This is a genomic window from Streptococcus pneumoniae (assembly GCA_040719455.1).
Classification (GTDB): Bacteria; Bacillota; Bacilli; order Lactobacillales; family Streptococcaceae; genus Streptococcus; species Streptococcus pneumoniae_G.
In genome coordinates this window covers 1,851,419-1,871,956 of sequence record JBFDTN010000001.1, presented here as the reverse complement: position 1 = coordinate 1,871,956, position 20,538 = coordinate 1,851,419, and the positions used below count along the sequence as shown (strand labels likewise).

The 20,538-nt window shown below is 41.3% G+C and carries 21 protein-coding genes and 1 pseudogene; 4 read left to right on the top strand and 18 right to left on the bottom strand.

Translation table 11 applies throughout. From position 1 onward, the window contains the following. Positions 1-54: 54 nt before the first annotated feature. The 8 genes from rpmH to AB1I63_09130 form a co-directional block, all read right to left on the bottom strand. Complete coding sequence (rpmH, locus tag AB1I63_09165; protein MEW4355001.1) at positions 55-192, bottom strand: 50S ribosomal protein L34; 138 nt, start codon at positions 190-192, stop codon at positions 55-57. A 105-nt stretch (positions 193-297) separates the two neighbouring features. Beyond that, the gene (locus tag AB1I63_09160) at positions 298-810 is read right to left on the bottom strand and encodes a carbonic anhydrase (protein ID MEW4355000.1); all 513 of its coding nucleotides are present in this window, start codon (positions 808-810) and stop codon (positions 298-300) included. Positions 811-957: 147 nt separating this feature from the next. Beyond that, a complete protein-coding gene (locus tag AB1I63_09155) occupies positions 958-1,434 on the bottom strand; it encodes an ester cyclase (GenBank protein ID MEW4354999.1) in 477 nt (158 codons plus the stop codon). A gap of 260 nt (positions 1,435-1,694) precedes the next feature. Next, a complete protein-coding gene (locus AB1I63_09150; protein MEW4354998.1) occupies positions 1,695-2,390 on the bottom strand; it encodes a TIGR00266 family protein in 696 nt (231 codons plus the stop codon). A 4-nt stretch (positions 2,391-2,394) separates the two neighbouring features. Continuing rightward, positions 2,395-2,853, bottom strand: a complete 459-nt coding sequence (locus AB1I63_09145) for an NUDIX domain-containing protein (GenBank protein ID MEW4354997.1) — start codon at positions 2,851-2,853, stop codon at positions 2,395-2,397. A gap of 13 nt (positions 2,854-2,866) precedes the next feature. Further along, positions 2,867-4,228 carry a DNA repair protein RadA gene (gene radA, locus AB1I63_09140; protein ID MEW4354996.1) on the bottom strand — a complete coding sequence of 454 codons (1,362 nt, stop codon included), beginning with the start codon at positions 4,226-4,228 and terminating at the stop codon, positions 2,867-2,869. 2 nt (positions 4,229-4,230) lie between these two features. Beyond that, on the bottom strand, positions 4,231-4,674 hold the full coding sequence (locus tag AB1I63_09135; protein ID MEW4354995.1) for a dUTP diphosphatase: 444 nt from the start codon (positions 4,672-4,674) through the stop codon (positions 4,231-4,233). Positions 4,675-5,153: 479 nt separating this feature from the next. Continuing rightward, the gene (locus AB1I63_09130; GenBank protein ID MEW4354994.1) at positions 5,154-6,479 is read right to left on the bottom strand and encodes an LPXTG cell wall anchor domain-containing protein; all 1,326 of its coding nucleotides are present in this window, start codon (positions 6,477-6,479) and stop codon (positions 5,154-5,156) included. 194 nt (positions 6,480-6,673) lie between these two features. On the opposite strand from AB1I63_09130, the gene AB1I63_09125 reads away from it, so the two are divergent. Further along, complete coding sequence (locus tag AB1I63_09125) at positions 6,674-7,609, top strand: helix-turn-helix domain-containing protein (GenBank protein ID MEW4354993.1); 936 nt, start codon at positions 6,674-6,676, stop codon at positions 7,607-7,609. Positions 7,610-7,648: 39 nt separating this feature from the next. Here AB1I63_09125 and AB1I63_09120 read toward each other — a convergent pair whose 3' ends face one another. Further along, complete coding sequence (locus AB1I63_09120) at positions 7,649-9,418, bottom strand: ABC transporter ATP-binding protein (protein MEW4354992.1); 1,770 nt, start codon at positions 9,416-9,418, stop codon at positions 7,649-7,651. A gap of 356 nt (positions 9,419-9,774) precedes the next feature. Between AB1I63_09120 and AB1I63_09115 the strand changes: the two genes are divergently transcribed. Then, positions 9,775-11,028 carry an IS110 family transposase gene (locus AB1I63_09115; GenBank protein MEW4354991.1) on the top strand — a complete coding sequence of 418 codons (1,254 nt, stop codon included), beginning with the start codon at positions 9,775-9,777 and terminating at the stop codon, positions 11,026-11,028. Between the two features lie 97 nt (positions 11,029-11,125). On the opposite strand, the gene AB1I63_09110 is transcribed toward AB1I63_09115, so the two are convergent. After that, complete coding sequence (locus tag AB1I63_09110) at positions 11,126-12,853, bottom strand: ABC transporter ATP-binding protein (protein ID MEW4354990.1); 1,728 nt, start codon at positions 12,851-12,853, stop codon at positions 11,126-11,128. 229 nt (positions 12,854-13,082) lie between these two features. On the opposite strand from AB1I63_09110, the gene AB1I63_09105 reads away from it, so the two are divergent. Together AB1I63_09105 and galU are read left to right on the top strand one after the other, a co-directional pair. Continuing rightward, positions 13,083-14,099, top strand: a complete 1,017-nt coding sequence (locus AB1I63_09105) for an NAD(P)H-dependent glycerol-3-phosphate dehydrogenase (GenBank protein ID MEW4354989.1) — start codon at positions 13,083-13,085, stop codon at positions 14,097-14,099. A 29-nt stretch (positions 14,100-14,128) separates the two neighbouring features. After that, a complete protein-coding gene (gene galU, locus AB1I63_09100; GenBank protein ID MEW4354988.1) occupies positions 14,129-15,025 on the top strand; it encodes a UTP--glucose-1-phosphate uridylyltransferase GalU in 897 nt (298 codons plus the stop codon). Positions 15,026-15,243: 218 nt separating this feature from the next. Here the strand turns inward: galU and AB1I63_09095 are convergent. The 8 genes and pseudogenes from AB1I63_09095 to AB1I63_09060 form a co-directional block, all read right to left on the bottom strand. Next, positions 15,244-16,518 (bottom strand): annotated as a pseudogene (locus AB1I63_09095) (IS1182 family transposase). Between the two features lie 47 nt (positions 16,519-16,565). After that, positions 16,566-17,671, bottom strand: a protein-coding gene (locus AB1I63_09090; protein MEW4354987.1) for an IS3 family transposase whose coding sequence is annotated in 2 segments (ribosomal slippage) — positions 16,566-17,395 and positions 17,395-17,671 — 1,107 coding nt in all. Because the reading frame shifts where the segments join, the coding sequence is not laid out codon by codon here. A gap of 556 nt (positions 17,672-18,227) precedes the next feature. After that, complete coding sequence (locus AB1I63_09085; GenBank protein MEW4354986.1) at positions 18,228-18,335, bottom strand: putative holin-like toxin; 108 nt, start codon at positions 18,333-18,335, stop codon at positions 18,228-18,230. Positions 18,336-18,530: 195 nt separating this feature from the next. Continuing rightward, positions 18,531-18,626 (bottom strand): type I toxin-antitoxin system Fst family toxin, encoded by a 96-nt coding sequence (locus tag AB1I63_09080; protein ID MEW4354985.1) that lies wholly within the window; start codon positions 18,624-18,626, stop codon positions 18,531-18,533. Between the two features lie 200 nt (positions 18,627-18,826). After that, a complete protein-coding gene (locus AB1I63_09075; GenBank protein ID MEW4354984.1) occupies positions 18,827-18,934 on the bottom strand; it encodes a putative holin-like toxin in 108 nt (35 codons plus the stop codon). 495 nt (positions 18,935-19,429) lie between these two features. Next, on the bottom strand, positions 19,430-19,540 hold the full coding sequence (locus AB1I63_09070; protein ID MEW4354983.1) for a type I toxin-antitoxin system Fst family toxin: 111 nt from the start codon (positions 19,538-19,540) through the stop codon (positions 19,430-19,432). A 201-nt stretch (positions 19,541-19,741) separates the two neighbouring features. Next, positions 19,742-19,888: a putative holin-like toxin gene (locus tag AB1I63_09065; GenBank protein MEW4354982.1), complete on the bottom strand. Its 147-nt coding sequence runs from the start codon at positions 19,886-19,888 to the stop codon at positions 19,742-19,744. 181 nt (positions 19,889-20,069) lie between these two features. Next, the gene (locus AB1I63_09060) at positions 20,070-20,534 is read right to left on the bottom strand and encodes a hypothetical protein (protein ID MEW4354981.1); all 465 of its coding nucleotides are present in this window, start codon (positions 20,532-20,534) and stop codon (positions 20,070-20,072) included. Positions 20,535-20,538: the final 4 nt, after the last annotated feature.

The window sequence follows — 20,538 nt, the reverse complement described above, 5'->3', positions numbered from 1 at the left end:
TTCCCACAAAAAAACCAACAGACTCGAGTTTCTGCTGGCTTTTTTATCGTTTTATTATGCCACTGCAAGGACTTTGCGTCCTTTACGGCGACGAGCTGCTAACACGCGACGGCCGTTTTTAGTTGACATACGGTTACGGAATCCGTGTTTGCGTGCGCGACGGATTTTACTTGGTTGAAAAGTACGTTTCACGATGAATACCTCCTCATAGATTTTGTATTCGTTTAGCCGGCTAGTTTTGATCAGTTACTAAACATACTTTACTATTCTATCTGATTCTTTACGCTTTGTCAATAGTTATGCCAGTAATTTTTCAGCTTTCACTTCGGTCATACGTCCTGTATCCACATCATAAACAGCTCCTGAGATGATAATATCATCTGGAATCAAGGGCGACCTGCGCAGCAAGTCCATATCCTCACGAACACTGTCTTCGACATCGCTAAAAGGTAAAAAATCCTGATGTGATACATCAACACCTAATTTCTCCTTTAACTCTGCCTGAAAAGTCTCATTGGTAAAGGTCTGTGCTCCGCAATCCGTATGATGCAAGACCACGATTTCCCGAGTACCCAGCTGCTGCTCAGAAATCACGAGCGAGCGAATCATATCCTCTGTCACCCGACCACCAGCATTCCGCAGAATATGGGCATCTCCCAGCGCTAGTCCCAAGGCCTGCGCCACATGAAGCCGCGAATCCATACAGGTCACAATCGCCACCTTGGTCTTGGGCTTTAAGGGCAAATGGTGCGTACCATGCAAATCCACATAAGCCTGATTAGCCTTCAGAAAATGTTGAAAATAAGACATGAAAACTCCTTTCGCGAAAATCAGTTGATTTTCATCCCTTTTCATACTAGCCTATCATTTTATAGAGCATTTGTCAGTGTGCGAACTTGATTTCAAAAAAAAGACTCGGTTATTCCGAATCTTTTTCAGTCTATCCTTTCAGCCACCTCAAAACATACTGCGACCGCTAGCTGTCTTTTCAGGAACTTTTTGAATGACATCCCAATGTTCTACGATTTTTCCTTTATCATCAAAACGGAAAATATCTACGACTGCTTCACCTAGATCATCTGCATTCACCTTACTGTGGACATGTAGCATAACCAAGTCTCCTTCAGCCGTCACACGCACCACTTCAGCTTTTGAGTCAGGATTTTCCTTCAAAAATGGCTCAAATGCTTCAATAAAGGCTTCTGGTCCATCCGCAACACCTGGATTATGTTGCAGATATTCTGAACCGACATACTTCTTTGTCCCCTCTCTCACTTCGTGTTTGTTGAACACTTGATCATAAAAGGCTAAGGCATTCGCCTTATTTCTCTCTTTAATGGATTCTTGCGAATATCCATTCATTTGAAAATAGACCCCTGCTGCTACTAAAATGACAACAATCGCTGCTACAATACTCATCACTGTTTTTTTCATGATATCCTCTTTTCTGCTTATTATTTTGTTGTAAATATTTTCGTTACAACAAAATAATATCACTTATTCATTGTAATGTCAATGTTTACATCTCGAAAATTTTCTGCGTTTTTTCAAACTATATCTCCTCGCTAACAAAGTTTTGATTTAGTACGAGGTAACGAGGAGCAGGCAAGACTAATTAACGGCGTCATAAATGAAAACTAAATAACTATAAAAAGCCAATCTCATTGACTGAGACTGGCTATATTGCTTCAATTTTACCCATTTTTCGGGAGCAATCCACTTAAGACATTGGCAAAGGTTTCGATATTTAAACTTTGCACATAAATCTCTCCTGTACCTCTAAAGGTATTGACCACCCCTTCGCCTGTGCCGACAGATTGCCAAAATCCTTTTTCCAAATGCACATGGTAGTCCAAATCACTACTCCACGCTACGACATGGGCATTGTCAATAGTCATTTCTTGATCATGCAGCTCGATTTTTTTAATGGAGCCAAAAGCATTGACCAAAAGCGTCCCTTCTCCTTCTGTGGTTATGACGAAAAATCCGCCTTGACCGCCAAATAAGGCACGCCCAACAGATTGACGTTGCATGGTGTAAAAGGCAGAGCCATCTAAGGCTAAAAAGGCACCATCATTGAGACAATATTGCTTCTCGCCAAGGTACAAGGGCATGACTTGCCCTGGGAGATTAGGCGCTAGCGCCAAACGACCGTCATCTGCATGAGACACTGCCTGTGTGATGAAGGTACTCTCGCCTGATACCATAGACCGACCAACGGCCTTGACCAATTTACCAAGTCCTGAACCTTTGGCATTGAGTTTGGTGTTTAACTGCACACTTGGGGTATGATAGACCATGCTACCACGCTGGATATAAGCTGTCTCACCTTTTTCCAATTCAATTTCCACCAAGGGAAATTGCATGTTGCTATCTAGTTGAAATTTCATACGATTATCCGCCATTTTCTGACTCCTTTATCTTGTATTCGCTATATCTTATGGACTGCTGGATCAGCTCCAACACTGTCCGTCTTTCTGGGATAAGCATCTTAGGTAAATCTTCCAAAGAAAACCACGCTAGTTTTGCTGTCTTATCAGCTTCCATGATCTGTGGCAATTCTGCTAACCGAGAGACTAAAAAGTAGAAGTAGAGATAGCTTTTCTCTGCCATCACCATGTGAGACACATGGACACAATCTTTCTCTGTTACATGGACGCTCACACCCAATTCTTCTCTCACTTCTCGCATTAAGGCGCTTGTCGCTGTCTCGCCTTGCTCGATATGCCCACTTCCTGCAAAATCCCAATACCCATCATAAAAGCCTGTATGTTGCCGCAGCTGTAAGAGAATCTTCCCCTCCTCTACAATCACAGGCAACACGGCAGTATGCGATAAGAAACGCTCCTTCATCTCTTCCTCTCCTCTAACCAAATACTTTCTTTAACACCTCACCAATCGTCGTCACCCCAACGACTTCGATTTCTTTTGGAATCTGAAGACCTGCTAGGGAGTTTTTAGGGGCGTAAAGTTTAGTAAATCCTAATTTGGCTGCTTCGTTGATACGCTGCTCAATACGATTGACACGACGAATCTCACCTGTCAAACCGATTTCTCCAATAAAGCATTCTTGAGGATTGGTTGGCTTGTCCTTGTAGCTTGAAGCAATCGCCACCGCAACCGCCAAGTCAATAGCTGGCTCGTCTAACTTAACACCACCTGCTGACTTGAGGTAGGCATCTTGATTTTGCAGGAGAAGACCTGACCGCTTTTCCAAAACGGCCATAATGAGACTAGCCCGATTGAAATCAAGACCTGTCGTGGTGCGCTTGGCATTGCCAAACATAGTCGGCGTTACTAGCGCCTGAACCTCCGCCAAAATTGGGCGTGTACCCTCCATGGTCACGACAATACTGCTCCCTGTCGCACCGTCCAAGCGTTCTTCTAAAAAGACTTGACTTGGATTGAGAACTTCGACAAGTCCTGCTGACTGCATCTCAAAAATCCCGATTTCATTGGTCGAGCCAAAGCGATTTTTCACCGCACGCAGAATGCGGAAAGTATGCTGGCGCTCTCCTTCAAAATACAGCACCGTATCCACCATGTGCTCTAGCATGCGAGGCCCTGCAAGCGTTCCTTCCTTGGTCACATGTCCCACGACAAAAGTCGCAATGTTATTGGTCTTTGCAATCTGCATCAGCTCTGCCGTGACCTCTCGCACCTGACTGACCGAGCCTTGGACACTCGAAATCTCAGGACTCATAATAGTCTGAATCGAGTCGATAATCAGAAAATCAGGCTGAATCTTCTCAATCTCCGCACGAATACTCTGCATATTGGTCTCCGCATAGAGGTAAAACTCACTGTCGACATCGCCTAAGCGTTCCGCACGCAGCTTAATCTGCTCTGCCGATTCCTCACCACTAACGTAAAGAACTGTCCCTTTTTGTGATAGCTGGGTCGATACTTGCAAGAGCAGGGTTGATTTCCCAATCCCAGGATCCCCCCCTATGAGGACAAGACTGCCCGGTACGACTCCACCTCCCAAGACACGATTGAACTCATCCATATCAGTCTTGGTGCGACTCACGTGGCTTGAAGTTACTTCTGCTAGCTTCATCGGACGTGTCTTCTCTCCTGTCAAAGACACACGCGCATGCTTGACCTCTGCGACCTCCACTTCCTCGACAAAGGACGACCAAGAGCCACAATTAGGACAGCGACCTAGATATTTCGGTGAATGATACTCACAATTCTGGCAAATAAAGGTTGTCTTTTTCTTAGCCATGCTTAATTCCCCGTTGAGCCAAAGCCGCCTGTGCGCGTGCCAGTCGCCTCATCCCCATCTGCCAGTAAAAATGGCGCAAAAACAGCCTGCACAATCCGCTCTCCAACCTCAAGCACAACGGTCTCATCTGTGATATTTTGCATCTGTGCAAAGATATGCCCTTCATTTGCAGGATTGCCATAGTAGTCGCCGTCAATCACGCCGACCGAGTTAATCAAGACCAAGCCTTTCTTGCGAGGATTGGACGAACGGTCGTAGAGATATAGGACTTCCCCCTCCTGCATATAAGCCTTGACACCTGTCGGCACCAGCTTAATCTCACCCGGAGCAATCTCCACGCGCTCTGCCACTTTCAAATCATAGCCCGCTGCATGCGCTGTCTCACGCTTTGGCAGCAAATTCTCATCTGTAAACTGCGATACTAATTCAAAACCACGTTGTTTCATCTTCACATCTCCTCTTTCTTCTTATTCCCTATTATACTATAATTCGCAAAAAAGAGTCTGGACTTTCTGCCCAGACCCTTTCTTAGGAGATTTATGATGAAAAAAGTTAGGATGTTATCAAATGTAGTTGTTTAGTTTTCATTTAGTACGAGGCAACGAGTCGCAGGCAGAACTTAGGTTAGACAAGACGAGGTAACGACGTAATAAATCAAGACCAAATGACTATAAAATTAGGAGGTCTTTCATTTGATAGGTCTAGTATACCTTCTCTTACTTAAAGAAAACTAAAGTTAGGAGCTTAAGTTCATATTTTTTCCACCTAAGATAAAACAAAAGCTAGACATACGCCTAGCCCTTGTTTCAAGATTATACTGAAAAGATTAAAATTCTATCAAATAAATCACAAAATCAGGAGGGGGTTCATCTGATGAATCTCGTATAATCTCTGTTGATTCCATTAAAGAAAGAGGAAAAATTTTCTATTTTTCTTTCTTTTGCAATCCTAAAAATCCGACGAGAGATACAAGGATAGCGCCTGCCACTGAAAGGATAATTGCCTTGCTTTCCCCTGTTTTTGGCAAACCAGATTTTGCAGTTTGCTTCGTAGCACTTTGAACTGGAGCAGAAGGGACTTTTCCTTGTTTTTCTACAGATGAATTTGACTCTTTCTTATTGTTAGAATTGTTAGAAGGAGTTACTACTTTAGATCCTTTCGTATTATTAAGTCCTTTATCATCTTTGCCTTTATCACTTCCTGTTTGAGTTCCCATCGTTGTTGATGACGAAGAAGGTTGTGTGCTTGAAGAAGTTGATGTTGTTGATGATGGAGTTACTACTTTAGGTCCTTTCGTATTATTAAGTCCTTTATCATCTTTGCCTTTATCACTTCCTGTTTGAGTTCCCATCGTTGTTGATGACGAAGAAGATTGTATGCTTGAAGAAGTTGATGATGGAGTTACTTCTGAAGATGATGTAGAAGTAGATGTTCCTTTCTCTGAGGAACTTGACGTTGTTGATGAAGAAGGTTGCGTTTCTGAAGAACCTGTCATTGGTTGAGAAGATGGTTGTGGTTGACTTTGATCTACTACTTTTCCATTTTTTACAGTGAAGGTTGTTGTGGCAGTGTAGACAACCCTATTTTCCTCCGTCGTTGCTTCATAAGTATAGGTACCATCAGGGAAATCACCGATGTACCAATCTTCATAATTAGAGCGTTTGTACAAACGTTGAGAAGAGAAAGGAACTTTTTGAATTTTTCCTTTATCATTTAAAAACTTTACATTGAAGTGCAAGTCAACAGGATTTACCAAATCATTTATCAGTGTGATACGAACTTGTTGTCCATTTTCAAAATCAGTTGCAGTAGCTTTAATTGTCTTATATGTAAACGCTGATGTTTCTGAAGAGTTTGATGCAGAAGGTTGTGTCTCTGAAGAACTTGGCGTTGTCGACGATGAAGTCGAAGTCACTGCCTCTGAAGAACTTGGCATTGTCGACGATGAAGTCGAAGTCACTGTCTCCGAAGAACTTGGGGTTGTGGACGACGAAGTCGGAGTTTTTACCTCTGAAGAACTCGGCATTGTGGACGTTGAAGTTGAAGTCACTGCCTCTGAAGAGCTTGGGGTTGTGGACGATGAAGTCGAAGCGACTGTCTCTGAGGAACTTGGGGTTGTTGATGTAGCAGCTACTTCACCTTCTGCATGAGCGACTGATCCACCCAAAGCAAAAATGGCAAGTGTTGCAATAGCAAGCGAACCAAAGGCTACTTTGGTTTTACGAAAGGCATAAGTTGTTTTCATTTCCATAATAGGACTCCTTTATTTTTTTCTCTATTATACCTCTCACATTCTTACAAATGAAAAAGTTGGATATAAATGTTCAATATTATGCCCCCCCCCCCCTAAAATTTCAGGTCTATTTGAACATTTATGTTCATCTATTTTTTCCCTTATAAAGATATGATATAATAATAGAAAAAACTGTTTTTAGGAGATCAGTTATGAGCCTATCTGAAAAGTATGGGAAAACCTTTAAATACCTACGAGAAGCGAGAGGTTTCTCTCTCAAAGAAGCTGCTGGAGATACCATGTCTCCACAACATCTTGGTCGCTTTGAAAAAGGAAAATCCATGGTCAGCCTTGAAAATTTTGACCATCTTCTACAAAATATCGGAGTAGATTGGAGTACCTATACGATTGCCAGCATGCAGTTAAACTCTGGTGCACTAGATAAACGTCAATCTGAAATTTATGACCTTGTATCCAAGCGACAATACACAAAAGCAATCGAGGTCATCAACCGCCCACTAGAAGATGATGGAGAACCTATTCCTGACTATTACGTCATCAGCCATCGAGTGGTAACCAAGCTCGGACTAGCCAATCGTACTGGAACCTCTTTCTTAACTGCAAAAGATTGGCAAGAGGTGGAGTATATCAAACAACGACTAACCGATATTGAACTATGGGGAAATATCGAAATCAACGTTTATACCCAACTACTCCCTTATTTTTCCTATGAATTCATATCTTTTAAAATCCAAGAAATCCTCAAATTACTCAAGACAAATCCACATATCAATCATTCCCAATTAGGCGAGTCTTGCTTGGCTGTTTTGAAAGAAACCGTATCTTACTATTCCAACAACGGTCACTACCAAGAGGCAGAAGAGCTAATTCAACAATGCCTAGAGCTCTTTGAAATTGCCCCAAAAGCAGGAAGTCACATGTGGCTCAACTTGAATCTATTCATCCTTCAAAGTCACAATTACTTACGACAACAGAATCCCAAAGGTCTAGAAATTGCGCAACATGTGATGAATATCTTAAAAAATCTCGAAGAATTAGGGATTTCAGGTCCACTCATACCCTTGCGCGAGGAGTTCTTTCAAACAACGGTTAAACTCAATCAAACCGGTATCCCTTTCAATCCATAATAGTAAAAAAATGCCATCTATACAGACGGCATTTTTCATTTACTCAAACACAAACTGATTATGGTACAACTCCGCATAAAAGCCACCTTGGGCAAGGAGTTCTCGATGATTGCCTCGCTCGATGACCTGACCGTCTTTTAAGACAATAATCTGATCAGCATTGAGAATCGTTTTCAAACGGTGGGCAATAACAAAGCTCGTTCGACCAGCAACCACAGCCTCCATAGCCTGCTGAATCTTGCTTTCTGTCACCGTATCGACATTTGATGTCGCCTCATCTAAAATCAAGACCTGCGGGTCAGTTATCAAGGTTCGTGCAATAGATAACAGTTGCTTCTGACCTGTTGAGAAAATATTTTGCTCATCATCCACGATGGTATCATAACCATCTGGCAAGCTCATGATGAACTCATGGATATGAGTCGCACGCGCAGCAACCTCAACCATCTCCTCGCTCGCATCTGGCAGACCAAAGCGGATATTGTCCCGAATCGTGCCACGAAAGAGTACAGAATCCTGCAAAACAATCCCGACACGACTCCGCAAGCTATCCAAATCATACTCACGAATATCACGACCATCAAAGCGAATACTGCCACCATCCACATCATAAAAACGATTGATTAGGTTCATAATCGTGGTTTTTCCAGATCCTGTCGGTCCGGCAACGGCAACCATCTGCCCTTTAGGCGCTGAAATGCTCACATCACGCAAAATTGGTTTTCCAGCCGTATAGGCAAAATCGACATGCTCAATCTCTACACCCTCACGCAGTTCTGTAAAGTAAGGAGCCTCTTGTGGGCGAATCTCTTCTTTGGCATCAAACATCTCCTGAATCCGATCAGCCCCTGTAAAGGCAAGCTGCAAGCTCCCCCAGTTTGCAGAAACCTGCATGATCGGCTGGTAGTATTGCTGCGAATATTGCACAAAGGTCACAATCAAGCCCATAGCTACTGGAATGGATGTACTGCTATCCTGCAATAAAATCGCAGAACCTGCAAAAATCACAATCGCCGTATTTAGCAAACTCATCCCATTCATCAAAGGAAAGAGAATTCCTGAGAAAATCCGTCCTTTAAAGGTTGCCTTCTTAACTCTTTCATTTTGCGCCATAAATCCTGCAATCATCTCTTCTTGCAAGCCTTGGACAATGACTGCCTTTTGACCTGAAATACTCTCATCCATAAAAGCATTTAGTTTTCCAACCTCTGCCTGCTGGATATTGGTATATTTTCGAGCCATTTTCAAAATAAGCATCAACATCAAGACTGCGACAGGCGTACTTGCAATCGTGACCAAAGCCAGAGTCGCATGCCTTGAAAACATGACAATCAAAAGCCCGATATAAAGAGCGATATTACTCATCACCTGAATCAAGCTTTCATTGAAAGCCTGCATGATATTGTCCAAATCACTGGTAAAGCGAGAGAGAATATCCCCATCCTGATGACGGTCAAAAAAGGACACCGTTAGTCGCTCTAACTTTCCAAACAAGCCCTTTCTCATCTCATTGGTCGAATGGGAAATCACACGGTTCATCAAGAGCATATAGATCAAACTAGAAATAGAAATGCACAGAAAGACCACCGCAAGATTGCCCATGACAGCTGAAAAGCTAGACCAAAGCGTTTTCGTATCAACTCCTTGTTGGTAAGCGACACCTAGCTGCACCAAATCCGTCACCGCCTGACCTAAGTAAATCGGGAAAATCGCCTGTAAAGCTGTCGCAAAGATAATCAAGACAATGACCATCACAAAAGATACTTTATAAGCCTTAAAATATTTCCAAAAAAAGCGCGCTGTTCTCATGTTAATCCTCCTCGTAAAATAAGTTTATGGGGATTTTTAATCCCAAGTTTTAACAATTTTTAACTTGACTATTGCAAGGTTTTCCAGAACAATAGAGTCATGGAATGGACTCATGGTTGTTTCTTCTCCTCCTTGTTGCTTAGACTTCCGAAGAAAGTCTGTTACCCAAGCCTTGTCCCTACTTCCAACACACTAGCTGTTTCCACTAGTCTCACTTCTGTACTTAGTAGCGTACAGGCGGCAGGTGAGCTAGTGATGTGAATTCTATTATGCGAGGCTGTTGGTTCAAGGTGTTTCTGGGGAACCTTACAGTAGTCAAGAAATTTTCCAAATCCATATGAAAGGAGACCTTCCAAATGAAATGTTTTGTCGGTTTAGATGTTAGCTCTACCAAACTTGATGTCTGTATCATGCTCAGTGATACAACAACTCCCTTTACAGCTTCTCTTTCTAATGACCTAGCTGGTGCTTCTGAAATTAAGGAAAAGATCCTTCAGCTTCATGAAATCCATATCTTTGAACGAATCGTCATCGGCATGGAAGCAACTAGTCTCTATAGCTTTCACCCTGCTATGTTCTTTCATGAAGATAGTCAATTGAAGGCTCTTAACGTTGAAGTGATGGTGGAACAGCCCAATAAGATTAAGAAATATCGCGAAGCCTTTGAAGAAAGCAAAAATGATACCATTGATGCCTTCTACATCGCTGATTATTTTCGGATTGAGCGCTTTTCCCCTGCCTTTCTCAAAGAAGAGAAATACCTTGCCCTCCAACATCTGACTAGAACGAGACTTCAACTCATTGAACAGCTAACAAGAACCAAACAGCACTTTATTGAAAATATTTATTATAAGTGCAATACCTTATCAACTGAAATCAAGAATGAAGAGCTAACTACCAATCTCTGGTCTAGCACTGTCATCTCTTTGATGACGGAAGACTATACTCTTGATGACTTGGCTAATATTCCACTCAATGACTTGGCTGACTTCATCCAAAAAATGGGAAGAGGCCGATTTAAAGCGCCTGAGAAATTAGCGAAAGCCATTCAAGCTGCTATTCGTGGGTCTTATCGACTCTCTAAACTCCAACAGGATTCCGTCAATGTGGTGCTTGGATTATTAGCTAGAGAAATGCGACATCTTGAGAAGATGATTAAGGATATTGATAAAGCTATCGAGGATATGGTAGAGGTCATTCCTGAATATCAATGTCTAACCTCTATACCTGGTGTCGGGAAAGTCTACGCTGCAGGGATTATCGCTGAGATTGGACAGATTGAACGCTTTAAAGACCATCCTCAAGTCGCTAAATATGCGGGATTGAACTGGAAACAGAATCAATCTGGGAACGCTCATTCTCCAAATACTGACCTTGTGAAACGAGGCAACCGCTATCTCCGTTATTACTTAGTTGAAGCCGCCAACTCTGTCAGACGACATGATAGCGAATATCAAGCCTTTTACAAGAAGAAGTATCAAGAAGTGCCTAAACACCAACACAAAAGAGCCATCGTCTTAACTGCTAGAAAGTTTGTGCGTCTGGTGGATGTGCTACTACGCAACCGCCAACTCTATACGCCACCAAGGAGGCTTATGGAAGATAATTGATTATCGGCACAAGTCCTTGGATAAGCTAGTGAAAAAAGCGATTTTCACTAGGTGTTTTTACTGCACCCTTTTTTCTAGAAAATTAACTAAAAGTTATTCAACTTTTTCTTGACTTTTTACCACTAGACTTTCCTTTCTGTGTCTCATAGATTTCACGGTAAACGGCATTATTTGCCACCAAATCTGCGTGTTTTCCTTCGCCAATCAAACGCCCTTGGTCTAAGACCAAGATTTTATCAGCATGAACGACAGAACTGATTTTCTGAGCGATGATAACTGTGGTCGTTCCCTTTAAGTCTTTGTTTAAAGCCTCTTGAACTAATTTCTCCGACTTGGCGTCAAGAGCAGACGTACTATCATCCAAGATCAAGATTTTCGGATTGCTAACAACCCCACGCGCGATGGACATCCGTTGTTTTTGACCACCTGAGAAGTTGTTGCCACGCTCTTCGACAGAACTTTCATAGCGGTCATCCATTCGATTGATAAATTCGCTGGCTTGGGCAATGCCTGCCGCATGTTCCAACTCTGACAGACTCGCATTGGCTTTTCCTTGACGCAAATTTTCCGCAATCGTTCCACTAAATAAAATCGCCTTTTGCAGAACAATCGAAATATTTTTACGAAGCGTTCCCTCACTTAGCTCTCTCAACGCTTTTCCACCAATACGGATTTCTCCTTCTTGTGGATCAAACAAACGAGGAATCAGCTGAGCTAAGGTCGATTTCCCAGCACCTGTCGCACCAACCACGCCGACCATTTCCCCAGCCCGCACAGAAAAACTAATATCCTTGAGCATAGGCTCTTCATCATTGGGATAGGTAAAGCTCACATGGTCAAACTCAATGGTTCCATCCAATTCTTCATCGGCTACATCTTTAAAGGTCATGGCAGGCTCCGTGCTTAATACCTCATTCAGCCGTTTCATGGACACCATAGCGCGTGTCACTCCATTTGCCATAAAACCAATCATGATAATGGTAAAAATGATTTGATTGAGATACGTGATAAAAGAAGCAATCGCGCCTGTCACAGCAGGATTAGCCTCCACCATCCCAGCCACTAGCCAAATAGTCAGATAAATCGTTCCATAGCCAATCATCATGACCAAGGGTTGTACGATTGAAAAGGCATAGCCAATAAAGAGATTTTGACCCAACAAATCATCTGACACAGCCTTGAATTTCTCAAACTGACTCTTTTCCTGTACAAAGGATTTGACCACACGCACACCACGGAGATTTTCCTTAGCAATGCTATTCATCTTGTCCAGCAAGGTCTGGAAAATCCGAAAACGTGGCCCCATTAAGCCCATCATGACACCCGTTGTTCCAAAAATAAGAACAACCATAACCACAATCACCCACCAAAGCGCAGGCAAGGTCGTTACCGCCATGATAAAGGAGCCGATAAACAAAATCGGCATCCGAAGCAAAACCTGAAAGAGCATCATGGTCACATTTTGCACTTGGTTGACATCATTGATCATCCGAACAACCAAATTCCCTGCATTGAATTGCTCGACATTTGCATAAGAAAATGTCTGAATCTTACGGAAAGTCTGCTCTCGAAGATCAGAAGAGACACCCTGCGCAATATAGGCAGCCAAGGTCACATTGACACCTCCAGCCACTAAACCAGCTACCGCTATCCCTAGCAACCACTGACCAATCCGAACAATCTCCTCCCGTTGATTTGCAAGTAAAGCCTTCATCACATCTTGCAAAAACAAGGGTTGCAATAAACTGCTTGCAATCATCAAAGACGTCATCAAAATAGACGCACATACAAACCATTTGTAACGCCATAAAGTTTTAAAATACATATTCCCTCCTCTTTTCTATCCCATGACAATAAGTCTATTTTCTAAAAGCTCTCTTATATACCCTCACAAAGCTCACAGATGTAAGCATCAGTTCAAAGTATAGCCCTTTATTATACCATATTTTTAGGCAAAGAAGTATCTACACAACTCCAGCTCTACTTGTGAGAGCGTATGCACATTTTCTCTTTTTATGGTAAAATAGAAAGGAGAACTCTAAAAGGAGAGAATCATGCAACAACAAAAAATTGCCATTCTTGGGCCTGGTTCATGGGGAACCGCCTTGGCGCAAGTCTTAAATGATAATGGCCACGAAGTCCGTATCTGGGGGCACCTCCCAGAACAAATCCAAGAAATCAACCAATACCATACCAATTCCCACTATTTCAAAGATATTGTCCTAGACGACAAGATTAAGGCTTATTTAGATTTGAACGAAGCGCTCGATCAAGTCGATGCGGTCCTCTTTGTGGTTCCAACCAAGGTAACCCGCCTCGTCGCAAAACAAGTCGCTCAAGCATTAACTCACAAAGTCACTCTGATGCACGCTTCAAAAGGACTAGAACCTGACACTCACAAACGAATCTCAGAAATCCTCGAAGAAGAAATTCCTGCACACCTTCGCAGTGAGGTTGTTGTCGTATCTGGTCCTAGTCACGCAGAGGAAGCCATTGTACGCGATATTACCTTGATTACCGCAGCCTCAAAAGACTTAGCCTCTGCCAAGTATGCTCAAGAAATCTTTAGCAATCATTACTTCCGTCTCTACACGAATACCGATATTATCGGCGTTGAGACCGCAGGAGCTCTTAAAAATATCATTGCCGTAGGCACTGGTGTCCTACACGGACTCGGCTATGGAGACAATGCCAAAGCTGCGATTATTACTCGAGGTCTAGCAGAGATTACCCGCCTTGGCGTCAAGTTAGGAGCCAATCCTCTAACATACAGTGGTCTATCTGGAGTTGGAGACTTGATTGTCACAGGCACTTCCGTGCACTCCCGCAACTGGCGAGCAGGTGATGCTCTCGGACGCGGAGAGAAATTAGCCGACATAGAAAAGAATATGGGGATGGTCATCGAAGGCATTTCCACCACAAAAGCCGCCTACGAACTCGCTAAAGAGCTCGGTGTCTACATGCCCATTACCCAAGCCATCTATCAAGTCATTTATGAAAACCAAGCGATCAAAGAAGCTATCCATGACATGATGAGCAACGAATTTAAAGCCGAAAACGAATGGTCTTAAACCATTCTCTACATCAAAAGGAGAAAATCATGACAAAAGTAAGAAAAGCCGTTATCCCTGCCGCTGGACTTGGAACACGTTTCCTCCCAGCCACTAAAGCACTCGCTAAAGAGATGCTTCCTATCGTAGACAAACCAACCATTCAATTCATTGTCGAAGAAGCCCTCAAATCAGGCATCGAAGACATTCTAGTCGTCACAGGAAAATCCAAACGTTCCATTGAAGACCACTTTGATTCCAACTTTGAATTAGAATACAACCTAAAAGAAAAAGGAAAGCACGAGCTTCTTCGTCTCGTTGATGAAACAACAGGCATCCGCCTTCACTTCATCCGTCAAAGCCATCCACGCGGACTAGGTGATGCTGTCTTACAAGCCAAAGCATTCGTTGGCAATGAACCATTTGTCGTCATGCTTGGAGATGACCTCATGGACATCACTGACGATAAGGCTATTCCACTCACCAAGCAACTCATGAACGATTATGAAGAAACTCATGCTTCAACTATTGCCGTCATGGAAGTCCCTCACGAAGATGTATCAAGCTACGGTGTGATTGCTCCTCAAGGCGAAGGCATTAACGGACTTTACAGTGTAAACACTTTCGTTGAAAAACCAGCCCCAGAAAACGCACCAAGTGACCTTGCTATTATCGGACGCTATCTTCTCACCCCAGAAATCTTTGCCATTTTAGAAAATCAAGCACCAGGTGCAGGAAATGAAATCCAACTCACCGACGCTATTGATACCCTAAACAAAACACAACGCGTATTTGCACGCGAATTCAAAGGCAACCGCTATGACGTCGGAGACAAATTCGGCTTCATGAAAACTTCTATTGACTATGCACTCCAACACCCACAAGTCAAAGACGACCTCAAAGATTACCTCATTTCCCTCGGAGAACAATTAAAATCACAGGATTAAAATAAAAGAATCTTTCCTCAGTCATACCCTATTGACTGTAGAAAGATTCTTTTTCATACACATTTCGAATATAAATTTATAAATCTCCATATTTTTAATTTTTACTTAACATACAACAAGCTTGATAGAGACCACTGAAAAAGTCCCCTTAATATTTTATATGAACAGAAAACGAGGAATCTCTCTAGAATTAGAGTTGCTTCCTCGTTTCTTTTTGACTATTTTCGGTTTATTAGAGTCATAATTCGTTTCATATTGACTACAAAGATGGTTGTAGCTGCCTGTAACTCCATGTTGAAAAGACCTGATGCCCTGGCGACATCAAGACCATGTCTTTGTTTGAGTTCCGCATTCTTTGCTTCTATCTTGTAGCGATGTCTAGCCATTTCTTTAAAATAGGGTGTTTCCTGAAATCGTTTCTGAAAAAGATGGACATCACTTTTGATAGTAATGGAGTAAGTCTTTGATTTCGTACCATCTTTATAACATCCTTTTTTAGAAGGGCAAATCTTACATTTCTCAATATCAAAGTAATGGGTTGTTTTTTGGTTTCGCTTCTGATTCTTCTTACCAGTTCTTGCCTTACGCATAGCCATGTGCCCTTCGGGACAGACAAAGAGACCTGCGTCTTTATTAAACTCAAACGCATCCTCTTCTTTACGGTATCCTTTTGAAACAGAAGGATTTAGTTTTGAGACCAAATGAATCTTTTCTTCTCGAGCTAATTGAATATTCTCTTTTCCTGAATAAGCAGTATCACCAATAATAGTGTCTACTTCAACACCATTTTCCTTTGTTTTCTCATACAAGCTAGGAAGATATTTCCCGTCACTTTGCTCACCCGAAGTCACAACACAAGCAGTAATAATCCGTTCGTCCGTCATCGCAACATGGCTTTTATAACCATAGAAGGAGCTATCCGCTGTCTTATGTCCAACTCTAGCTTCTTCTTTGACAGAGGCTTGTAAGTGTTCTAAGTCATCATCAACAGCTTCTTTGAGGTAATTATACTTTTGTGAGACTGCGGGCAGAGCCAAAATGTCTTTGTGTTTTTCTACCACAGTCATGAGCTTCTCGGTATAAGCCAATTCCGCTTCAAGGTTATCTTCCTGAGGTTTATTTGGGAACTCAGTTTTGATGCTTTCAGAATACTGGTAGATCGTTCTTCGTAAGGCTCTTGAGCGTTCCCTAAGGACTTCTTGAGGTTTCTTCTGGTTGTAATGAGACTTAGTGTGCGTGGCATCCACGATAAGAAGTTTACTTTTAATCAAGTTGTGTTCAATGGCAATTTGAACAGATTTATAGATTAGTAAATCAAGTAAACGATCATCTTTAATCCGAAGTTTTCTAAATTTTGTCAGAGATGAAGGTTCAATGACAGAATCTTCAGGAGCTAGACCAAGAAAGAATTTAAAGGCCATATCTGAAAAAGAGCGCTCAACCACATCCACATCAGATAACTTGTAAATATCTTTCAACAAGAGATATTTGAATGAAAAGGCAACAGTTTTCTGTACAAATTTTATAAAGTGTTTTTTGCTTAATCGATGACTCGCTTAGTCATAGGCGTTTGGTAGTTGAGATTGCCATGAATGCGGTGGTGGTTCCACCAGTGAACGTAGTCTTTGGTTTTTAGAGTTAATTCTTCCAAGGAATGGAATGTTTCTTGGTTAATAAACTCAAGTTTGAAAGAATGATAGGTACTCTCGGCTACGGCATTGTCATATGGACAACCGGCTTGACTGAGTGAATGTGTGATACCAAAGGCTTCTAATATCTCATCAATCAGCTGATTATCAAACTCCTTCCCTCGATCAGAATGGAAGAGCTTGACCTTAGTCAGCGCATAAGGGATACTTTGAATAGCCTCTTTGACCAGCTCTGCAGTCTTGTTCCAACCAGCTGACAGTCCGATGATTTCGCGATTAAAGAGGTCAATGACCAAGCAGATATAAGCCCAACGCTTACCAACACGGACATAAGTTAAATCCGTCACAAGAGCTTCCAAGGGCTTCTCTTGGTGAAACTGTCTGGCTAGGAGGTTTGGAATGGATGCCTCATTTTTCCCTTTAGCATGTGGTTTGAAGGCAGCCTTCTGGTAAACAGAAACCAAATTCAGTCTCTTCATGATGCGAGAAATCCGACGACGAGACAAGTTGATACCTTGTACTTGTAGACATTTCTTGATTTTCCTAGCACCGTATCTGGACTTGCTTTCGAGAAAAATGCGTTTGATTTTTTCTTCGAGACCAGCCTCGGATATAGCCTCCACAGCTTTGTAGTAATAGCTAGAACGCGGAATGTTCAAGCACCGACACATGGCTGAAATGCTGTAATTCTTTTTGTTCGCAGTGATTATTTTCCTTTTCGTGCCATAATCACTGCCGCTTGCTTTAAGATATCGACCTGCATTTCAAGCTCTTTATTTCGTTTTCTGAGTTCAATCAGCTCACGTTGCTCATCAGTTAGGTTATCAACAGTTTTGAAGGAACCGGTTGTTCTTGCCTGTTTAACCCATTTATCGAATGTTGAGGGAGTTAGCTCATACTCTTTGATAAGCTCGCTTCGTTTCATACCTGCCTTGTGAAGATCAACGATTTGTTGTTTGAATTCATCTGTGAAGTAGCGACGTGTTTTTCTAGACATATTTTCCTCCTGGTTTTCTTTAGTATAGAACACTTTATAATTTCTGTCTAGTTTAGTGTAACCTATTCACTTCACCCACTACAGTTGACAAAATGCCTATAAAAATTAGTAATTGAATCGCTAGATAAAGCAAACAGAAACAAAAAGACAAGGCTTAGAAACCTTGTCTTTTCAACTATACCGGCGGCCTACGAACTAGCGTTAAAATTTATTAAAATTGAAAGTAAAAATAGCGTAAAATCAAGATATTATCATTCGCTAGTTAGTATAAAAAATAACAAATTTGACCACTAGGTGACCAAATTCATTCCGAGTTAAAATCATAGTTTTACAAATAAAAAATTATTTTTCTACTACATTTTATTCACAGTTCGATACCGTTCTCGGTCCAATGGTATAGTCCAATTTTTTCTACTTGTAAATCACCGTAAAAATGTTATAATAGTATTAGAAAAGGAGCTGAGCAGTAACTCAACTCCCATGTAGAACCGTTAAAAAGACGGTGGCTCAGTTTTACTATATAAGAATAGCCGTTACTGTTCCAAAGTATTGACGGCTATTTCTTTTTGTCATCATTTTTGAAGATTTTATAGCACAATCCAATCAAAGTAATGGTAAAGGTACCAAAACCTAGAATCATTTGTACAACTTCAAAAGCTGTCAAAAATTCAGCTCCTCCTTTCCGTTAGATTTTGATGATTGCCCATAGGCATCACCACTAAGTTTTTGACAGAGCAGTAGCAAAGGTGATATAATGTAGAGGAAGTAGATATTCGTGCTTGGTTTTCACCATTGCAACGAAGAATAAACCCTCAGTACCGCAAATACTGAGGGTTTTGTTAGCTTTTGCTAACAGACACTATTTATCATTCTTATCTATCCATTTACTGACTAAATGTAGAATGATGCCGACCAAAAATGGTGCAACGAAATTGGTGAGTAGATATTCGTACACTGGATTTCACCTCTTGGCTAAGGCGGTATCGTTAGTGCCGAATCCATTATACCATACCCTTGCAAAAGCCTACAAGATATGCTACAATAGTATGAGAAAAGGAGCTGAGCGTCAACTCAACTCCCATGTAGAACCGTTAAAAAGACGGTGGCTCGTAAATGCTATAAAGAATAGCCGTTACTGTTCCAAAGTATTGACGGCTATTTCTTTTTGTCATCATTTTTGAAGATTTTATAGCACAATCCAATCAAAGTAATGGTAAAGGTACCAAAACCTAGAATCGTTTGTACAACTTCAAAAGCTGTCAAAAATTCAGCTCCTCCTTTCCGTCAGATTTTGATGAATTGCCCATAGGCATCAACACCTTTCAGAATTAGGAGCCACCGTCTTTGCGATATTCTAGTTCCTTTAGGAACTTAGAAAATCACATCCCTTTAGGGACACTTTTCTACGTTATCTATTATATCATATTCTTGCAAAAGCCTACAAGCTATGCTACAATAGTATTAGAAAAGGAGCTGAGCAGTAACTCAACTCCAATGTAGAACCGTTTAAGGCGGTGGCACATTTTGTATTATTTTAAAAAATAACCGTTAACCTGCCAAAGTTGAGACGGTTATTTTTTATCTCGCAGCAGAATTAACGCAATCACAAATGTTAGCAGGCTGATGATAAAACCTCTAAACTTTTGACAGCGCCATAGAAAAAATGATACAATATAGGGGAAGTGTAAGAGTTTCTTTCAAAAGAAACACAAATCCCCCTGTACGACCAATACAGAGGGATTTTTTGTGGGCTAGACACTAACGTTTGGAGTGTTTGCCTCGCTTGCTATCTAGCCAGTCGCTAATCAACTTTGTTAATATGTTGACCATGAGCGGAGCAAGAATAAGTGTAATAATGAGTTCTTTCAAAAGCGGTACCTCCTGACTAAGGCGGTATCGTTAGTGCCGAATCCATTATACCATACCCTTGCAAAAGCCTACAAGCTATGCTACAATAGTATTAGAAAAGGAGTTGAGCAGGAACTCAACTCCCATGTAGAACCGTTAAAAAGACGGTGACCCTAATTAGACTATAACTCGTCCAACAACTCGGTCAAAAGTGGGGAGGGGTTATTTTTTATCTCGAAGCAGAATTAAGGCAATCACAAATGTTAGCAGGCTGATGATAAAACCACCAAAACCCAACATCACTTGCAATGCTTCCGCAACTGACAAAGTGCTACTCCTTTCTAAGTGGATTTCTGTACTTACATTCATAAGCACCACCCCTTTCAAAATTTGTAGCCACCGTCTTCACTTTTCTACGCTATCTATTATAGCATAAAATCATAACCCTTTTATCATCATTCTCAAGAAATTGTTGGAATAGCTTGTTCTTTCCAACGATTTCTGAGAATCCAAAAGCAACTCCCACATGAATAGGAGTTGCTTTTTTGGTTTATTCAGACTTTTCAACGTATATTGCCGTTTTTCTGCCACCTAGGCTATGTTTGAGTGAGTTATTTCCGTTCTTATATTTAGATAACTCTTCATCATCAATAGCTTGAACATCATATAATTCAAACCAATGATAATTCTGAGGAATTTCTATTTCTTTATTTTCTCTTTCCCATTGAGAAGGAATCCTATAAGCTGGATTAGGTTTTGCTTTATCATAAGTCTCATGATGATCGATTGAAGCAATGAGAGCCTTTTGGAAATTATTAGCTACAATGATAACTTTCTTAAGATCTTTTTTGTTAATTTTTGTCTTAGTAGTAAATAAAACTTTATGAGATTTACCATCTGAAGAATCTAAATCTTCCAATGCATGATAATAATGAGCATCAAAGATACTTTCAGCTGACATAGAGCCAGATTTTTTCCGCTTCCCTAGACGATATGCTAAAATATCTCTTGCCATTTTT